This window comes from Rhizobium sp. BK619 (assembly GCF_014195245.1).
Classification (GTDB): Bacteria; Pseudomonadota; Alphaproteobacteria; order Rhizobiales; family Rhizobiaceae; genus Rhizobium; species Rhizobium acidisoli.
Genome location: NZ_JACIBH010000004.1, coordinates 103,665 through 118,717, shown reverse-complemented (window position 1 = coordinate 118,717; position 15,053 = coordinate 103,665). Strand labels below are relative to the sequence as shown.

14 protein-coding genes are annotated in these 15,053 nt (G+C 61.7%); 9 read left to right on the top strand and 5 right to left on the bottom strand.

Going from position 1 to position 15,053, the window contains the following annotated elements:
- Nucleotides 1-11 precede the first annotated feature (11 nt).
- Nucleotides 12-1,112 carry a Gfo/Idh/MocA family oxidoreductase gene (locus FHX14_RS08615; RefSeq protein ID WP_184376874.1) on the bottom strand — a complete coding sequence of 367 codons (1,101 nt, stop codon included), beginning with the start codon at nt 1,110-1,112 and terminating at the stop codon, nt 12-14.
- A 33-nt stretch (nt 1,113-1,145) separates the two neighbouring features.
- Nucleotides 1,146-2,345: an ROK family transcriptional regulator gene (locus FHX14_RS08610; protein WP_184376873.1), complete on the bottom strand. Its 1,200-nt coding sequence runs from the start codon at nt 2,343-2,345 to the stop codon at nt 1,146-1,148.
- 199 nt (nt 2,346-2,544) lie between these two features.
- On the opposite strand from FHX14_RS08610, the gene FHX14_RS08605 reads away from it, so the two are divergent.
- From FHX14_RS08605 to ugpC, 4 genes are all read left to right on the top strand, one after another.
- Nucleotides 2,545-3,849, top strand: a complete 1,305-nt coding sequence (locus FHX14_RS08605; protein ID WP_184376872.1) for an extracellular solute-binding protein — start codon at nt 2,545-2,547, stop codon at nt 3,847-3,849.
- A gap of 79 nt (nt 3,850-3,928) precedes the next feature.
- Nucleotides 3,929-4,867, top strand: coding sequence for a sugar ABC transporter permease (locus FHX14_RS08600; protein WP_184376871.1), 939 nt, complete (start codon nt 3,929-3,931; stop codon nt 4,865-4,867).
- The gene (locus tag FHX14_RS08595; protein ID WP_184376870.1) at nt 4,860-5,708 is read left to right on the top strand and encodes a carbohydrate ABC transporter permease; all 849 of its coding nucleotides are present in this window, start codon (nt 4,860-4,862) and stop codon (nt 5,706-5,708) included. The genes FHX14_RS08600 and FHX14_RS08595 overlap by 8 nt, the downstream gene beginning before the upstream one ends.
- Nucleotides 5,709-5,731: 23 nt before the next feature.
- Nucleotides 5,732-6,805 (top strand): sn-glycerol-3-phosphate ABC transporter ATP-binding protein UgpC, encoded by a 1,074-nt coding sequence (gene ugpC, locus FHX14_RS08590; RefSeq protein WP_184376869.1) that lies wholly within the window; start codon nt 5,732-5,734, stop codon nt 6,803-6,805.
- A gap of 117 nt (nt 6,806-6,922) precedes the next feature.
- On the opposite strand, the gene kdgD is transcribed toward ugpC, so the two are convergent.
- From kdgD to FHX14_RS08575, 3 genes are all read right to left on the bottom strand, one after another.
- The gene (kdgD, locus tag FHX14_RS08585; RefSeq protein ID WP_184376868.1) at nt 6,923-7,849 is read right to left on the bottom strand and encodes a 5-dehydro-4-deoxyglucarate dehydratase; all 927 of its coding nucleotides are present in this window, start codon (nt 7,847-7,849) and stop codon (nt 6,923-6,925) included.
- A gap of 36 nt (nt 7,850-7,885) precedes the next feature.
- Nucleotides 7,886-8,860 (bottom strand): mannonate dehydratase, encoded by a 975-nt coding sequence (locus tag FHX14_RS08580; protein ID WP_003573246.1) that lies wholly within the window; start codon nt 8,858-8,860, stop codon nt 7,886-7,888.
- Nucleotides 8,861-8,925: 65 nt separating this feature from the next.
- Nucleotides 8,926-9,636 (bottom strand): FadR/GntR family transcriptional regulator, encoded by a 711-nt coding sequence (locus FHX14_RS08575; RefSeq protein WP_012557625.1) that lies wholly within the window; start codon nt 9,634-9,636, stop codon nt 8,926-8,928.
- 134 nt (nt 9,637-9,770) lie between these two features.
- Here FHX14_RS08575 and FHX14_RS08570 point away from each other — a divergent pair, with 134 nt between their 5' ends.
- Genes FHX14_RS08570 through FHX14_RS08550 form a run of 5 tightly spaced genes read left to right on the top strand, consistent with a single transcriptional unit; the run spans nt 9,771 to nt 14,901 of the window.
- Entirely contained in the window at nt 9,771-11,366 is a 1,596-nt protein-coding gene (locus tag FHX14_RS08570) for an ABC transporter substrate-binding protein (RefSeq protein ID WP_184376867.1), read from the top strand.
- A 20-nt stretch (nt 11,367-11,386) separates the two neighbouring features.
- On the top strand, nt 11,387-12,415 hold the full coding sequence (locus tag FHX14_RS08565) for an ABC transporter permease (protein WP_179610597.1): 1,029 nt from the start codon (nt 11,387-11,389) through the stop codon (nt 12,413-12,415).
- Nucleotides 12,412-13,314 carry an ABC transporter permease gene (locus FHX14_RS08560; RefSeq protein ID WP_184376866.1) on the top strand — a complete coding sequence of 301 codons (903 nt, stop codon included), beginning with the start codon at nt 12,412-12,414 and terminating at the stop codon, nt 13,312-13,314. The genes FHX14_RS08565 and FHX14_RS08560 overlap by 4 nt, the downstream gene beginning before the upstream one ends.
- Nucleotides 13,301-14,161: an ABC transporter ATP-binding protein gene (locus FHX14_RS08555; RefSeq protein WP_184376865.1), complete on the top strand. Its 861-nt coding sequence runs from the start codon at nt 13,301-13,303 to the stop codon at nt 14,159-14,161. The genes FHX14_RS08560 and FHX14_RS08555 overlap by 14 nt, the downstream gene beginning before the upstream one ends.
- Nucleotides 14,158-14,901 carry an ABC transporter ATP-binding protein gene (locus tag FHX14_RS08550; RefSeq protein WP_184376864.1) on the top strand — a complete coding sequence of 248 codons (744 nt, stop codon included), beginning with the start codon at nt 14,158-14,160 and terminating at the stop codon, nt 14,899-14,901. The genes FHX14_RS08555 and FHX14_RS08550 overlap by 4 nt, the downstream gene beginning before the upstream one ends.
- Nucleotides 14,902-15,053: the final 152 nt, after the last annotated feature.

Here is a 15,053-nt window from a genome sequence, read left to right as displayed (position 1 = left end):
TCCTCCTGAATTTATTTCGCCAGCCGTCCGTCGACGATCGATTGGGACAAGGGGGCAGGGCGCTCCACCGCCGTGGTGATTGCCACTGTCCGGCCGGTGGCAGCCGCGGTGTGGAACGCCTCCATGACTTCGAGCACATGCAGCGCCAGATCGCCGTTGGCGCGATGCGGCCGGTTGGAGCGGATCGCATGCGCCATGTCGGCGACGCCGAGCGAGCGATAGTTGCCGTCGGCATAGGGTGCGGTGAGCGGCTGGTCCTCGAACTGACCGCCCTTCTTCAGATATTCCACCGGGCCGGCGAACTTGTTGGGATCGGGCACGATCAACGTGCCCTCGGTGCCGTAGACTTCGAGCGGCACATGCTTGTGGCCGGCGACATCGAAGCTCATGGCGATCTGGACGACGGCGCCGTTCTCAAAACGCATCATGCCGGCGACATGGGTGGGGACATGGACGGGGATCCGCTCGCCATTGCGCGGCTCGCTGGTAATCAGCCGTTCGGTCCGCGGCGTCGTCGCAAAGCCCGCAACCTCGGCAACCGGCCCGAGAAGATTGACGAGATCGGTGATGTAATAGGGACCCATGTCGAGCATCGGCCCGCCGCCGACCTCGTAGAAGAAAGCCGGATTCGGATGCCAGCGTTCATGGCCGGGGCACATGAAGCTCGCCGAGCCGCCGACCGGCTGGCCGATGACACCCTGGTCGATCAGCGCGCGGGCCGTCTGGTGGCCGCCGCCGAGGAAGGTGTCGGGCGCCGCGCCGATGCGCAGATTCCTCGCCTTGGCGGCGTCGGCCAATTTTTTCCCTTCCGCGAAATTAATCCCGAGGGGCTTTTCCGAATAGGTATGTTTGCCGGCCTCGAGCGCCTGCAGCGCAACCGCCACATGGGCTTTCGGGATCGTCAGATTGACGATGATCTCGACCTTCGGATCGGCGAAAAGCTCTTCGATCGATCGGGCGGGAACGTTGAATTCCTTAGCCTTCGCCTCGGCCAGCTCCCGATTGAGATCGGCGACGCCGCGAATGTCGAGAATGGGAAAGGATGCCATCGCCGTGAGATAGGCGCCCGAAATATTGCCGCATCCGATGATGCCGATACCGACTCTCTCCATGAATTCCTCCATCTGATCGTGATTGTGCGCCCGTCAGAGCGCCGGCCCGGTGGTGCTCCAGGGCGATTCGTAAAGCTCGTATAGCGCCACGGCAGCCGCGCCCTGCGCCCAGAAATCATCGCTCGAATCGTCGAAGACGAGTTCGCTCACCCCCTTCAGCGAGGGCGGAATGGCGAGCGCATAGGCATCGCGCAGGCTGTTCAGAAAGGGTTCGCCGAGCGCCAGGCTCGACCCCACAAGAATGACGCGGGGCGGCGCAAACAGCGTGACGATATTGGCGATGGTCAATCCCACGGCTTCGCCGGCGCGGATGGCGGCGCTTATCAGCCGGTCGTCATCCGCCTTGATCAGCGCCTGGGCGTGGGTCATGCCGCGGCCGAGCCGGATCGCTTCGGCAAAACGCCCGTCGGTCGGCTGTTCGCCGAGGATGGCGCTTTCGCCGGCCTGGCTGAAAAGCCGGATGACGCCGTTCGCGCCCATACCGAGCACCAGGTCGCCGAGATTGTGGCTGAGACCGCCGGCGCCGCGAAACAGGCTGTTGCCGTGCAGCACGCCGAGCCCCAGCGTTTGTTCCAGCGAAATCAATACCATATCCTCGAGATCGCGCGCCTTCCCGAACCAGTGATGGCCAAGCGTGATGGCATGCGCGTCGCTCTCGACGATGGTCGGCGTCGATAGCCGCGTCGACATTTCGGCGGCGAAATCGACATTGGTGTCGCGAAAGATCGGGCTGCTTCTTATGTAGCCGGTGCGGTGCTCGATCACACCGGGAAAGCCGAGGCAAACGCTGTCGACATCCTCGAGCGACAGCCCGGCATCGACGACGCAGCGCCGCACACCGTCCTCGACGAGATCGGCGATGACGCCGATCGGCTGCCGGTCGATGCGGATCGGCAGGGAGAGTTTCGACAGCACGTCACCACGAAAATTGGTGACGACGAAGACCATCCTATTGGCGGCTATCTTGCCGCCGACGACGCGGGCGGCGTCCGGGTTGAGCTCCAGCGCCACGCGCGGCCTGCCGCGCACCGCTTCATTGCGAATATCGCCTTCATGACGCGGCAGGATCAGCCCGTCGTCGAGCAGCGAGGCGGTGATGGCGGAAACGGTGGTGGTCGAAAGCTCGGTGCGTTCGCTGATCTCGATGCGCGAGATCGGACCATGGCGCCGGATGGTATCGAGCACGTTCAAGCGATTGATCGCGCGCATCAATTCTGGATCTGCGGTCTTCATAAAAAACTAGCCGGCATCGTTTGTTGGGCGGAACCCAATATTTTTAACGGGTTACGAAATAAATAGCAGGCAATCCCGTGGGCCTGTCAAGCGCATTTGGTAAAAATAGCAACGATTGGGTTGACATCCGGGCAAAGCTCCGTTGAATTAATCCGCATAGGGGAAAAATTGTGAGGATAGACCCCTGGGAGGAAAATCAATGAATTTTATGCTGAAGAACGCCGCTTTCGGCGGCAGGCGCATTGTGTCCATGGCTGCGGCAGCCGGCCTGGTGTTGGCGGGAGCGGGTGCCGCCTCGGCGACGACGGTGGTGAAATGGCTGCATCTCGAGCTCGACCCGAAAAACGTCGCGGCCTGGGAAGACATCGTCAAGAAATACGAAGCCCAGCATCCCGACGTCGACATCCAGATGCAGTTCCTCGAAAACGAGGCCTTCAAGGCCAAGCTTCCGACATTGCTGCAGTCCGACGACGTGCCGGATTTCTTTTTCAGCTGGGGCGGCGGCGTGTTGAAGCAGCAGTCCGAGACCGGCGCGCTCCAGGATGTGACGGCAGCGCTTGATGCCGATGGCGGCAAGCTGCGCAGCGCCTATACTCCGGCTTCGGTCGATGGCCTGACCTTCGAAGGCAAGACCTGGGCCATTCCCTATAAGGTCGGTCTCGTCAGCTTCTTCTACAACAAGGCGCTGTTTGCCAAGGCCGGCGTCAAAGCCGAAGACATCAAGACCTGGAGCGATTTTCTCGCCACGGTGAAGAAGATCAAGGCGGCCGGCATCGTGCCGATCGCCGGCGGCGGCGGTGAGAAATGGCCGATCCATTTCTACTGGAGCTATCTCGTCATGCGCGAGGGCGGCCAGAAGGTCTTCGAAGCGGCAAAGAACGGCGAAGGCGAAGGTTTCCTCGATCCCACTATCATCAAGGCCGGCGACGACCTCGCCGAACTCGGCAAGCTCGAGCCGTTCCAGCCCGGCTATCTCGGTGCCACCTGGCCGCAGACGCTCGGCGTTTTCGGCGACGGCAAGGCGGCGATGATCCTCGGCTTTGAAGCGACAGAGGCCAACCAGCGCAAGAATGCCGGCGACGGCAAGGGGCTTTCCTCAGACAATATCGGCCGTTTCGTCTTCCCGACAGTCGAAGGCGGCGCCGGCAAGCCGACCGATACGCTCGGCGGCCTGAACGGCTGGGCCGTCACCAAGAAGGCCTCCAAGGAAGCGCTCGATTTCCTCGCTTTCCTCACCAATGCGGAAAACGAGCGGGCGATGGCCAAATCAGGCATGTTGCTTCCCGTTGCCGTCGGCGCCGATGACGGCGTCGTCAATCCGCTGCTGGCCGAATCGGCCAAACAGCTTGCCGGTTCGACCTGGCATCAGAACTTCTTCGACCAGGATCTCGGCGCTGCCGTCGGCCGTGTCGTCAACGACGTCTCGGTGGAAATCGTCTCCGGCCAGATGAATTCCAAGGACGGCGCCCAGATGATCCAGGACGCTTTCGAGCTGGAACAATAACCAGCGCCCGCAGAGCCTTCCCGGCGCTCCCGATCAAACGGAGCGCCGGCATTGCTGCCGACGAACGAAAGCAGGACCCATGGCCAATATTTCAGTACCCTCGATGACATCGGCCGCAAGGCCGGCAAGACGGGCGGCAAACCGGAAAAGCTCGGTCGCCCATGACCGGCTGACGGTGCTGCTCATCTTTCTGCCGCCGGCGCTGCTGCTCTTCACGCTCTTCGTCATCATGCCGATGGGCGAGGCGGCCTGGTACAGCCTCTACAAGTGGAACGGCTATGGCACGCCAACCGATTTCATCGGCCTGCGCAATTTCCAGGTGCTGTTCCGCAATGCCGCTTTCACCCAGGCGCTGATCAATAACTGCCTGATCATCGTCATCTCGATCTGCATCCAGGTGCCGCTCGCCATCTGGCTTGCGACGATGCTCGCCCACCGCATTCCCGGCGTCGTCGGCTACCGGCTGATCTTCTTCCTGCCCTATGTGCTGGCAGACGTTGCCGCCGGCCTCATCTGGCGCTTCGTCTATGATGGCGATTACGGCCTGTTTGCCGCCGTTTCCAATTTCTTCGGCTTTGCCAATCCTTACGTGCTCGCCGATAAGGACGTGGCGATCTACGCCGTGCTCGGCGTCATCGTCTGGAAATATTTCGGCTTTCACATGATGCTGTTCATCGCCGGCCTGCAATCGGTCGACAAGAGCGTGCTCGAAGCGGCCGAAATCGACGGCGCCACCGGCTGGCAGAAATTCCGCTATGTCACCCTGCCGCTGCTCGGCTCCACTTTGCGTCTCTCCATCTTCTTTGCCGTCGTCGGCTCGCTGCAGCTCTTCGACATGATCATGCCGCTCACCGGCGGCGGGCCGTCCAACTCGACGCAGACGATGGTCACCTTCCTCTACACCTATGGCGTCATGCGCATGCAGGTCGGCCTCGGCAGCGCCGTCGGCGTCGTGCTGTTCATCATCTGCGTGACGCTCGCCTTCGGTTACAAAAGGATCTTCATGCGCCATGACTGATATAAGCTCTTCCATCCGCATGAGTGCGTCGACACGCATCTATCTCTACGTGTCGCTGAGCCTGATTGCCGCGATCGTGCTGGTCCCGCTGCTGACGACGGCGCTCGGCGGCTTCAAGACGCTGGGCGACCTGCGCACCAATCCCTTCGGCATGCCGACGGAATGGCAATGGACGAATTATACCGACATTCTCTTCGGCGAGCGCTACTGGCTGCAGATCGGCAATTCGTTGATCATTGCCGCACTCACCGTGCTGCTGACGCTGATCGTCTCGTCGATGGCCGCCTTCGCCTTTGCCCATGTCCGCTTCTTCGGCTCGTCCTTCCTGCTCAACTATTTCCTGCTCGGCCTGATGTTTCCGGCGGCGACCGCGATCCTGCCGCTCTTCATCCGTATCCGCGATCTCGGGCTGTTGAACACCTATTGGGGCGTGGTGCTGCCGCAGGTGGCCTTCGGCCTCGGCATGAGCATCCTGTTGTTTCGCAATTATTTCCGCAACCTCCCGGAAGAATTGTTCCAGGCGGCCTTCGTCGATGGCTGCGGTTATCTCAGGTTCTTCTGGCATATCTCGCTGCCGCTTTCCCGGCCGATCGTCGCCACCGTCAGCATCATCTCCTTTGTCGGCAGCTGGAACAGCTACATCCTGCCGCTGATCATGCTGAACTCGGAATCGAAATATCCCTGGCCGCTCGGCATCATGGTCTATCGCGGCGAATACGGCACCGAATGGCAGCTGGTGCTGGCCTTCATCACGCTGACCATCCTGCCCACCATCATCGTCTTTTTCGTCGCCCAGCGGCACATCATCGCCGGCCTGACCGCCGGCGCCGTGAAGTCCTGAGCCGAACCCTTGGAGTTGCAAGCATGGCATCCGTTTCACTGCACGATGTAACTAAGGCCTATGGCGCCGTCGACGTCATCCATGGCATCTCGCTTGATATTCACGATGGCGAATTCGTCGCCCTTGTCGGCCCGTCCGGCTGCGGAAAGTCGACGCTGCTGCGGATGATCGCCGGCCTCGAGGAGATCACCGACGGCGAGATTGCTATCGGCGGCAATATCGTCAACGCCATGACGCCGCGCGAGCGCAACATCGCCATGGTCTTCCAGTCCTATGCGCTCTATCCGCATATGACTGTCGCCGAGAACATGGGTTTCAATCTGAAGCTCGCCGGCGTCGCCAAACCGCAGATCGAGGCCCGCGTGGCCGAGGCCGCCCGCATGCTCGATCTCGCCGAACTGCTCGATCGCAAGCCGGCCCAGCTTTCCGGCGGCCAGCGACAGCGCGTCGCCATGGGCCGTGCCGTCGTGCGCAATCCGGCCGTCTTCCTGTTCGACGAGCCGCTCTCCAATCTCGATGCGAAGCTGCGCGTGCAGATGCGCTCGGAGATCAAGACGCTGCACCAGAAGGTGAAGACGACGTCGATTTATGTCACCCACGACCAGATCGAAGCGATGACGCTGGCCGACCGCATCGTCGTGCTCAATCAGGGCAGGGTGGAGCAGCAGGGCACGCCGCTCGAACTCTACCGGAAACCGGCCAATCTCTTCGTCGCCGCCTTCATCGGCTCGCCGGCGATGAACATGCTGGAAGGCACAGTGGAGGGCGAAAACGGCGCGCCCGCCGCCCGCCTCGACGACGGCACGGCGATCCGCATCGCGCCCGATCGCAGGGTCAGGCCCGGCCAGGCCGTCACCATCGGCCTGCGCCCCGAACATCTCATTCCCGGCATATCGGGCGAGACGCCGCTTGCCGGCCGCACCATGCTGGTGGAACCGACAGGCGCCCAGACCCATGTGGTCTTCGATCTCGCCGGACAGCAGGTGACCGCCATCGTCGACGGCGAATACCCCGCCCGCTACGGCGCAGTCTTCGAGGCAAGCATCGCCAGCGACCAGGTGCATGTCTTCGACCGCGGCAGTGGGGTGGCGCTTTGAAATTGCTGCGGGCGTTTATGCGCGACATGCTGTGGGCGTAAATTGACGGATGGCTAACAACGACAAAACCGCCGAGCAAGCCCGGCGGTTTTGATCGTTGATGGAGGTAACCCTCGACTACTCCGCCGCGATCCGCGAGACGCCGTTGGCCTGGACGATCTTGTCCAAGAGCGCCAGTTCTTCCTGGTTGAGATCCGTCAGCGGCGGCCGCACCGGGCCTGGGTTCTGCCCCAGCACGCGCAGACCGGCCTTGATGATCGAGACGGCATAACCCTTCTTGCGGTTGCGCAAGGCGACGAAGGGGAAGAAGAAGCTCTTCAGGATTTCGTCGACGGTCGCCTGATCGCCGGTCCGCAAGGCGCCGTAAAAGCGCTGGGCCAGCGCCGGGACGAAGTTGAAGACGGCCGAGGAATAGGTCGTTACGCCGGCGGCGAAATAGGCTTGCGCATAGACCTCGTGGGTCGGCATGCCGCCGACATAGACCAGCCGGTCGCCGAGCAGCGTGGTGATCTCGATCACCTTGTCGACATCGCCGACACCGTCCTTGAAACCGATCAGGTTAGGGCATTCCTCCGCAAGCCGCGCGATGCTGTCGGCGGTCAGGACGGCGTTGTCGCGGTTATAGACGATGACGCCGATGCCGACCGATTGGCAGACCGCCTTCACGTGCGCGATCAGGCCGGCCTGCTCGGCAAACATCAGATAGGGCGGCAGCAGCAGCAGCCCGTCCGCGCCTGCCTTCTCGGCCGCCTTTGCGATCTCGATGGCGAGCGACGTGCCGTAGCCGGTGCCCGAGATGATCGGCGTCTTGCCGGCCGAGGCCTTGGCGGCGCGGACGACCTGCGGGATTTCGGCCGGATTGAGGGAGAAGAACTCTCCCGTGCCGCCGGCGGCAAACAGCGCAGCCGCGTCAAAACCCGAAAGCCATTCGACATGACGACGGTATTTCGCCTCGTCGAATGTCAGCTGATCGTCGAAATGCGTCACCGGAAACGAGAGGAGACCACTACCGACGGCCTTCTTCAATTCAATCGGGTTCATCATGAAAGTCCTGTTCCTTACCTGTTGATATTGGCCGTCTCAGGCGCTTTCGAGCGTCTGCAGAAGGGCTGCGATATAGCCGTAGCAATAGGCGAATGCTGTGGCGGAAGGGTCCTTACCGCTGACGGTCGGCACATGGTCGGGCATCAGCATGTATTTAAAGCCCACTTCCTTGTAGATCCGGGCCGAGCGGACCATGTCCATGTCGCCCTCGTCGGGGAAGGTCTCCATGAAGGAGAGTTTGCCGCCGCGGATATTGCGGAAATGGACATTGAAGATCTTGTTGCGCTCACCGAACCAGCGAATGACGTCGTCGATCTCCTTACCGGGATTTTCCAGCATCTCCCCGATCGAGCCCTGGCAGAAATTGAGGCCGTGATAGGGATTTTCCCGCATCAGCACGAACTTCTTCAGGCCTTCGACCGTGCCGAGCACCCGCGTGACGCCGCGAAAGCCGGGCGGCGTATAGGGATCATGCGGATGGCAGGCGAGCCTGACGCGGTTGCTTGCGGCGACCGGCACGACGCGTTCGAGGAAATAGTCAATCCGTTCCCAGTTTTCGTCTTCGGAGAGAACGCCGGCAAGACCGGGTGCGGCCTGCTGATCGGTCTTGTCCCAGCGGAAGCTGGCATTCATCGAGCCGCCGCGTCCGGGCTCATCGGGTGTGCGGGGAATGCCGATCAGGTTGAGATTGTATTTCACCGCCGGAATGCCGGCCGCTGCGGTATTCTCGATCAGCTTGCAGACGGCGTCGATCTGCCTGTCGCGCTCCGGGCCGGCGAGCAGGATATCGGGATAGGACGCCTTCTCGATCGGCTGCGAGGGCAGCGGCAGCTGGATCATGTCGAGGATCAGGCCGAAGCTTTCGACCTTGTCGCGATGGCGCTCGAGGTCTGAAAGCGTCCAGCTGCTCGGTTCTCCCGGAGGATCGGCGTTGATATGCTTCACACCCAGTTGCGCGAAGATGCGATAATCGTCGTCATCCCGCGCGGCGACCTGTGTTCCCAGATACATTTGAGTCTCTTTCGAAATTACACAATGTCATATGACATAATATGAATTTTGAAGAGAGTCGAGCCCTATTGCTGCTCGGAAAGCATCCGATAACGACGTTGGCTGGCCATCATATGCGCGCGCATGGCCTGGCGGGCGCGATCGGGATCCTGATCGGCGATGGCCGAGAGGATCTCGACATGCTCGGCATAGACCTTCTGCAGATAGTCGCGGTCATTGGCCTCTGGCAGTGTCGGAAACTGGCCGCGGGGGATGGCCTTGGGGCCGAATTGGCGCAGAACATCGACATAGAATCGGTTGTTGGTGGCGGCGGCGATCGCCATGTGGAAGGCGTAATCCGCCTCCACCGTCTGCTGCCCGGTCTCGATCAGGTTCGCCATGCGGCGGTTGGCCTCACGGATCGCCGCCTCCTGCTCGGCGGTGCGGCGATAGGCGGCAATCGCCGCTGCTTCACCCTCGGCCGCCATGCGAAACTCCAGCAATTCAAGGGTTTCCGGAATGCTTTTGATCTCAACCGGCGTCAATGACAGGACAGAATTTGCCTTCGGGTCCGCGACAAACACGCCTTTGCCCTGGATCGGCTTGACGAAGCCCGCCGACCTGAGGTCGGCAATCGCTTCGCGCACCACGGTGCGGCTGACCCCGAAGGTCGCTTCGAGCTGGGGCTCGGTCGGCAGCTGGTCGCCGACCCGCAGCATGCCCGTCTCGATCTGCGCCCGCAGCTGATCGATGACCTGTTGCGCCAGTCTTTGCCGGCCACGGCTGAGTATCGTCATTTTTCCGTTCCCCAATCCCTTTGCACTCAAGTCTCCCGCTCGGGCCTTGTCAACCGTATCAGACTTCGATAGATCATAATACGACATACGGGCGACATAATATGTCGTCCATAGTAATCCAGGGAGGAGTGACAATGAAGCATTTTTCTAAAGGCTTGTTCGTCGGCGCCGTTTTCGGCGCCCTGACAATCGCCGCACCGCAGCTGCAGGCTGCGACCCCGCAGGACCAATTGGTGATCGGCACATCGCTGGCCCAGGTTCTGTCCCTCGATCCGCAGCAGGCGACCGAAGGCAAAGCCGTCGAGATCATGTCCAATCTTTACGACCGGCTGGTCGCCAGCACGGCTGATGGTAAGATCCTTCCGCAGCTGGCGGAAAGCTGGAAGGTCGACGACAAGGGCATCACCTTCACGCTGCGCAAGGCCAATTTCGCCTCCGGCAATCCGGTGACTTCGAAGGACGTCGTCTATTCGCTGGCGCGGCTCTTGAAGATGGATCAGGCCGCTGCCGCCAACCTCAAGCGCGTCGGCTACGACAAGAACAATGTCGATAAGCTCGTCAAGGCGGTCGACGACCAGACGGTGCGCATCGATCTCTCCGACCAGGTGACGGCGGAACTTCTGCTCTACCGGCTGACGACGACCACCACCAGCGTCGTCGACAGCGTCGAGGTCGAAAGCCACGCCGTCGACAATGACTACGGCAACGCCTGGATGCGCACGCATTCGGCCGGCTCCGGCCCGTTCACTCTCAATCGCTGGTCTCCGAACGAATTGGTCATTCTCGACGCCAACAAGAATTATATGACCGGCGCGCCGAAGATGAAGCGCGTCATCGTTCGCCATGTGCCGGAAAGCCAGGTCGAGCGGCTGATGCTGGAGCGCGGCGATATCGATATTGCCAGCGCATTGACAGCCTCCGATCTCGCGACATTCCAGGCCAAGCAGGGCTTTGCCATCCAGCGCATTCCGACCGGCGGCTTCTACGTACTGTCGATGAATGCCGGCAACCAGTACCTTTCCAATCCCAAGGTTCGGGAAGCGATTGCCTACGGCATCGACTACAAGGGCATCGAAAAGACGATCATGGGACCTTACGGACGGGCAAGAACCGTTCCCGTTCCGGAGAACTTCGAATATGCGATCCCAAGCCCGGATTGGCAGCTCAACGTTGAAAAGTCCAAGCAGCTGCTGAGCGAGGCAGGCTTCAAGGACGGCTTCTCGCTGACGCTGAAGACCATTGCCCAAACGCCGCGCATCGATCTTGCCACCGCCATTCAGGCATCGCTTGCCCAGGTCGGCATCAAGATCGACATCCAGCAGGGCAACGGTTCGGAAATCATCGCCGCCCATCGCGCCCGGGATTTCGATCTGCTGATCCCGCAGACCAGCGCCTATATGCCGAATGTGCTCGGGTCGATGGAGCAGTTTTCCTCCAATCCGGACAACTCGAAAGAGGCCAACAATGCCGGCAATTTCGTCTGGCGCTCGGCCTGGGACATTCCAGAGCTGACAGCCCTGACCGCGAAAGCATCGATGGAGCCGGACGCCAAGAAGCGCGGCGAACTCTACGTTCAGATGCAGAAGATGTTCGTCGAACAGAAGCCGGCGGTGCTGCCGATGTTCGAGCGCTTTGAGCCGATCGTCATCACCGGCAGGGTCCAGGGCTATGTCGGACATCCGTCGCAAATGACGCGTCTCGAGAACGTGACCAAGGTCGAAACCCAGTAAGACTCTTAAGGCAGCCGATCATGAAGGAACTCTCCGTAGCCGAATTTGGCCGACGCCTGGCGCATTTGCTGGTCAGCCTGTTCATTCTCCTCTGTGTGACCTTCGTGATCGGCCGCGTCTTGCCCACCGATCCGGTCGGCGCGATCGTCGGCGAACTCGCCGATCCCGCCGCCTATGCGGCGATGCGGGCCCGCCTCGGCCTCGATCTGCCGATCTACCAGCAGTTTTTCCTCTATCTGAACGGGCTGGCGCATGGTGATTTCGGCACCGCCGTCCTCACCGGCAATCCCGTCTCGTCGGACCTTGCCCAGGCATTTCCGGCGACGTTCGAACTGGCGACGCTGGCAGTGATCATTTCGACATTCGTCGGTGTGCCGCTCGGCCTGGTCGCGGCTCTGTTTCGCGACAGCTTCATCGACAAGACCGCCCGGGTGGTGGCGCTCGTCGGTCATTCAATCCCGGTCTTCTGGTTCGGCATCGTCGGGCTCGTCATCTTCTATGCCGGCCTCAACTGGGTCGGCGGGCCGGGCAGGATCGATGTCTTCTACGAAGGCCTCGTCACGCCGCAGACCGGGCTTCTGCTGATCGACAGCCTGCTGCAGGGCGAGACGGAAATCTTCTGGAACGCGCTCGGCCACATCATTCTGCCCGCCATCATCCTCGCCTATGCGGCGATGGCCTATATCACCCGCATGACCCGCAGCTTCACCCTGGAGCAGTTGAGCCAGGATTATGTCATCGCAGCCCGCGCCAAGGGTGTCAGCCCCTTCGGCACGATCTGGCGCCATGTCCTGCCGAACATTGCGGTACAGCTGATCACCATTCTGGCGATTTCTTATGGCGGCCTGCTCGAAGGCGCTGTCGTCACCGAGATCGTCTTCTCCTGGCCGGGCATCGGCCAATACATGACGAACGCCCTCATGATCGGCGATATGAACGCCATCGTGGCCGGCACCATCATCGTGGGATTCATCTTCATGCTGTTAAACTTCCTGGCCGACGTCGCTTATGCCGTCTTCGATCCGCGCATGCGGGAGGCGGCCCGATGAGCGACGCCGTCCGCAGTGACATTCGAATCCGCCCGCCAAGTGTCTCGACCCGCGTCGCGGCGTCGTTTGCGCGCGCCGGCCGCAAATTGGCTGCCGAGCCGCTTGGCCTTGCCGGCTTCATCATCCTGGGCCTGCTGTGCCTGATCGCGATCTTCGCGCCGCTTCTGGCACCTTATGATCCGGTCGTGCAGTCGCTTGGCGATGCCTTGCAGGCCCCGAGCCTGGCGCATTGGGCCGGCACCGACGAGTTCGGCCGGGACATTTTAAGCCGGCTGATCTTCGGCACGCGCATCACCATCCAGACCGTGCTGTCGATCTCGCTGATCGTCGGGCCGATCGGCCTGCTGATCGGCGTCGTTGCCGGGTTCTTTGGCGGGCGCACCGATGCGCTGCTGATGCGGGCGACCGATATCGTTCTGTCCTTCCCGTCGCTGATCCTGGCGCTGGCATTTGCGGCCGCACTCGGCGCCGGCCTGACCACGGCAATCATAGCGATCTCGCTGACCGCATGGCCGCCGATTGCCAGGCTTGCGCGCGCCGAGGCCCTGGTCGTCAGAAACGCCGATTATGTGGTCGCCGCCCGTCTTTACGGCGCCTCGCCGATCCGCATTCTTCTTCTCTATATCGCGCCGATGTGCGTTCCCTCAGTCATCGTCCGCCTGACCCTCAATATGGCCGGCATCATCCTGACGGCGGCTTCCCTCGGCTTTCTCGGCCTCGGCGCCCAGCCGCCGGCGCCGGAATGGGGGGCGATGATTTCCAACGGCCGTAAGTTCATGCTGGATTACTGGTGGGTCGCCGTCATGCCGGGCATCGCCATCCTTCTCACCAGCCTTGCCTTCAACATCGCCGGAGATGCTCTGCGCGACATTCTGGATCCCCGCCATGCCAGATCGTGAAATCAATGATCGTGATCTTCAACCTGTTCTCTCCGTCAAAGGATTGACCGTCCGCTTCGGCCGCGGCGCCGTGCCCGCCGTTTCCAATGTCAGTTTCGACGTCGGGCGCGAACGGGTCGGCATCGTCGGAGAATCCGGCTCCGGCAAATCGACGACCGGGCGGGCGATCATGCGTCTGCTGCCGCCGGCAGCGGTGGTCTCTGCCGAACGCCTGGATCTCGGCGGCGATGCCTTGCTGTCGAAGAGCGAGCGGCAGATGGGCGCGCTTCGCGGCAAGGATATCGCGCTGATCATGCAGGATCCGCGTTATTCGCTGAATCCGGTGCTCTCGATCGGCAAGCAGATCGCCGAAGCTGCGCGTCTTCACCTCGGTCTCGGCAAGAGCCAGGCGCTCGACGCCGCCCGCGCCATGCTGGAGCGTGTGCGCATCAGCGATCCCGACCGGGTCATGGCACTTTATCCCCATCAGATATCGGGCGGCATGGGCCAGCGTGTGATGATCGCCATGATGCTGCTGGCGCGGCCGAAGCTGGTCATTGCCGACGAACCGACCTCGGCGCTCGATGTCAGCGTTCGCAAGGACGTGCTGCTGCTGCTCGATGAACTGGTGCGCGAGAACAATTCTGGCCTGCTGTTGATCAGCCACGATATTCGCATGGTGGCGGCCTTCTGCGAGCGCATCATCGTCATGTATGCCGGCCGCATCGTCGAAAGCCTGACCAGTCTCGAAGAAGCCCGCCATCCCTATACCCGCGGGCTGATAGCCGCGCTGCCCGACCCGAAGAACCCGGTTCGCCGGCTGGCGGTTCTCGACCGGGCAAAACTCGATCTGGAGACGGCGCAATGATCAATGTCCGCGACCTCGATGTCGTCTTTGCCTCGGGCAAATCAAGCAACCATGTTGTCAGGGGCATCAGTTTTCAGGTCAACCAAGGCGAGACGCTCGGCATTGTCGGCGAATCCGGCTGCGGCAAATCGACGGTGCTGCGGTGCCTGGCCGGAATGGAGGCGGGCTGGACCGGGCAGATCGAGCTTGGCGGCAGACCGATCGGCAAGCATCGCTCCCGCGAGGAGCTGAAATTCGCCCAGATGGTGTTTCAGGACCCTTACGGATCCCTGCATCCGCGCCATCGCATCGGCACCGCCTTGGCCGAGCCGCTGCGCGCCATGCGCCATTCCGATATCTGGTCGAAGGTCGAAAAGGCGTTGATCCAGGTGGGCCTGCCGGCAAGCTTCGCCAATCGTTTCCCGCATGAGCTTTCCGGCGGCCAGCGGCAGCGCGTGGCAATCGCCCGGGCGCTGATCCTGTCGCCGCCCATCCTGCTGCTCGACGAGCCGACATCGGCGCTCGATGTCTCGGTCCAGGCTGAAATTCTCAACCTGCTGGCCGATCAGCGTGAGGAAAACGGACTGACCTATCTGCTCGTCAGCCACGACCTTGCCGTCATCGCCCATATGTGCGACCGGGTGCTGATCATGAAGAACGGTCTTTTCGTCGACGAACTCACCAAACAGGATCTGCAGGCCGGCGTCACGCATGATGCCTATGCCCGCGAACTGTTCGAAGCGAGCTTCATCGAGGCCTGATACCTTTGGTCGCCGTGCCTTCGCTCTCCGGTTGCGCGGGCGGCTGCCCCTCACCCTAACCCTCTCCCCGTAAAAGACGGGGAGAGGGGACGCGCCCTAAGAGGCGTTGGTGAGGGACGGAGAGCTTGCGGCATATCCCCTTCGCCCCGTTT

Coding starts and splice junctions, on each gene's coding strand:
- FHX14_RS08615 (WP_184376874.1), bottom strand. CDS start 1,112: ATGGAGAGAGTCGGTATCGGCATCATCGGATGCGGCAATATTTCGGGC.
- FHX14_RS08610 (WP_184376873.1), bottom strand. CDS start 2,345: ATGAAGACCGCAGATCCAGAATTGATGCGCGCGATCAATCGCTTGAAC.
- FHX14_RS08605 (WP_184376872.1), top strand. CDS start 2,545: ATGAATTTTATGCTGAAGAACGCCGCTTTCGGCGGCAGGCGCATTGTG.
- FHX14_RS08600 (WP_184376871.1), top strand. CDS start 3,929: ATGGCCAATATTTCAGTACCCTCGATGACATCGGCCGCAAGGCCGGCA.
- FHX14_RS08595 (WP_184376870.1), top strand. CDS start 4,860: ATGACTGATATAAGCTCTTCCATCCGCATGAGTGCGTCGACACGCATC.
- ugpC (WP_184376869.1), top strand. CDS start 5,732: ATGGCATCCGTTTCACTGCACGATGTAACTAAGGCCTATGGCGCCGTC.
- kdgD (WP_184376868.1), bottom strand. CDS start 7,849: ATGATGAACCCGATTGAATTGAAGAAGGCCGTCGGTAGTGGTCTCCTC.
- FHX14_RS08580 (WP_003573246.1), bottom strand. CDS start 8,860: ATGTATCTGGGAACACAGGTCGCCGCGCGGGATGACGACGATTATCGC.
- FHX14_RS08575 (WP_012557625.1), bottom strand. CDS start 9,636: ATGACGATACTCAGCCGTGGCCGGCAAAGACTGGCGCAACAGGTCATC.
- FHX14_RS08570 (WP_184376867.1), top strand. CDS start 9,771: ATGAAGCATTTTTCTAAAGGCTTGTTCGTCGGCGCCGTTTTCGGCGCC.
- FHX14_RS08565 (WP_179610597.1), top strand. CDS start 11,387: ATGAAGGAACTCTCCGTAGCCGAATTTGGCCGACGCCTGGCGCATTTG.
- FHX14_RS08560 (WP_184376866.1), top strand. CDS start 12,412: ATGAGCGACGCCGTCCGCAGTGACATTCGAATCCGCCCGCCAAGTGTC.
- FHX14_RS08555 (WP_184376865.1), top strand. CDS start 13,301: ATGCCAGATCGTGAAATCAATGATCGTGATCTTCAACCTGTTCTCTCC.
- FHX14_RS08550 (WP_184376864.1), top strand. CDS start 14,158: ATGATCAATGTCCGCGACCTCGATGTCGTCTTTGCCTCGGGCAAATCA.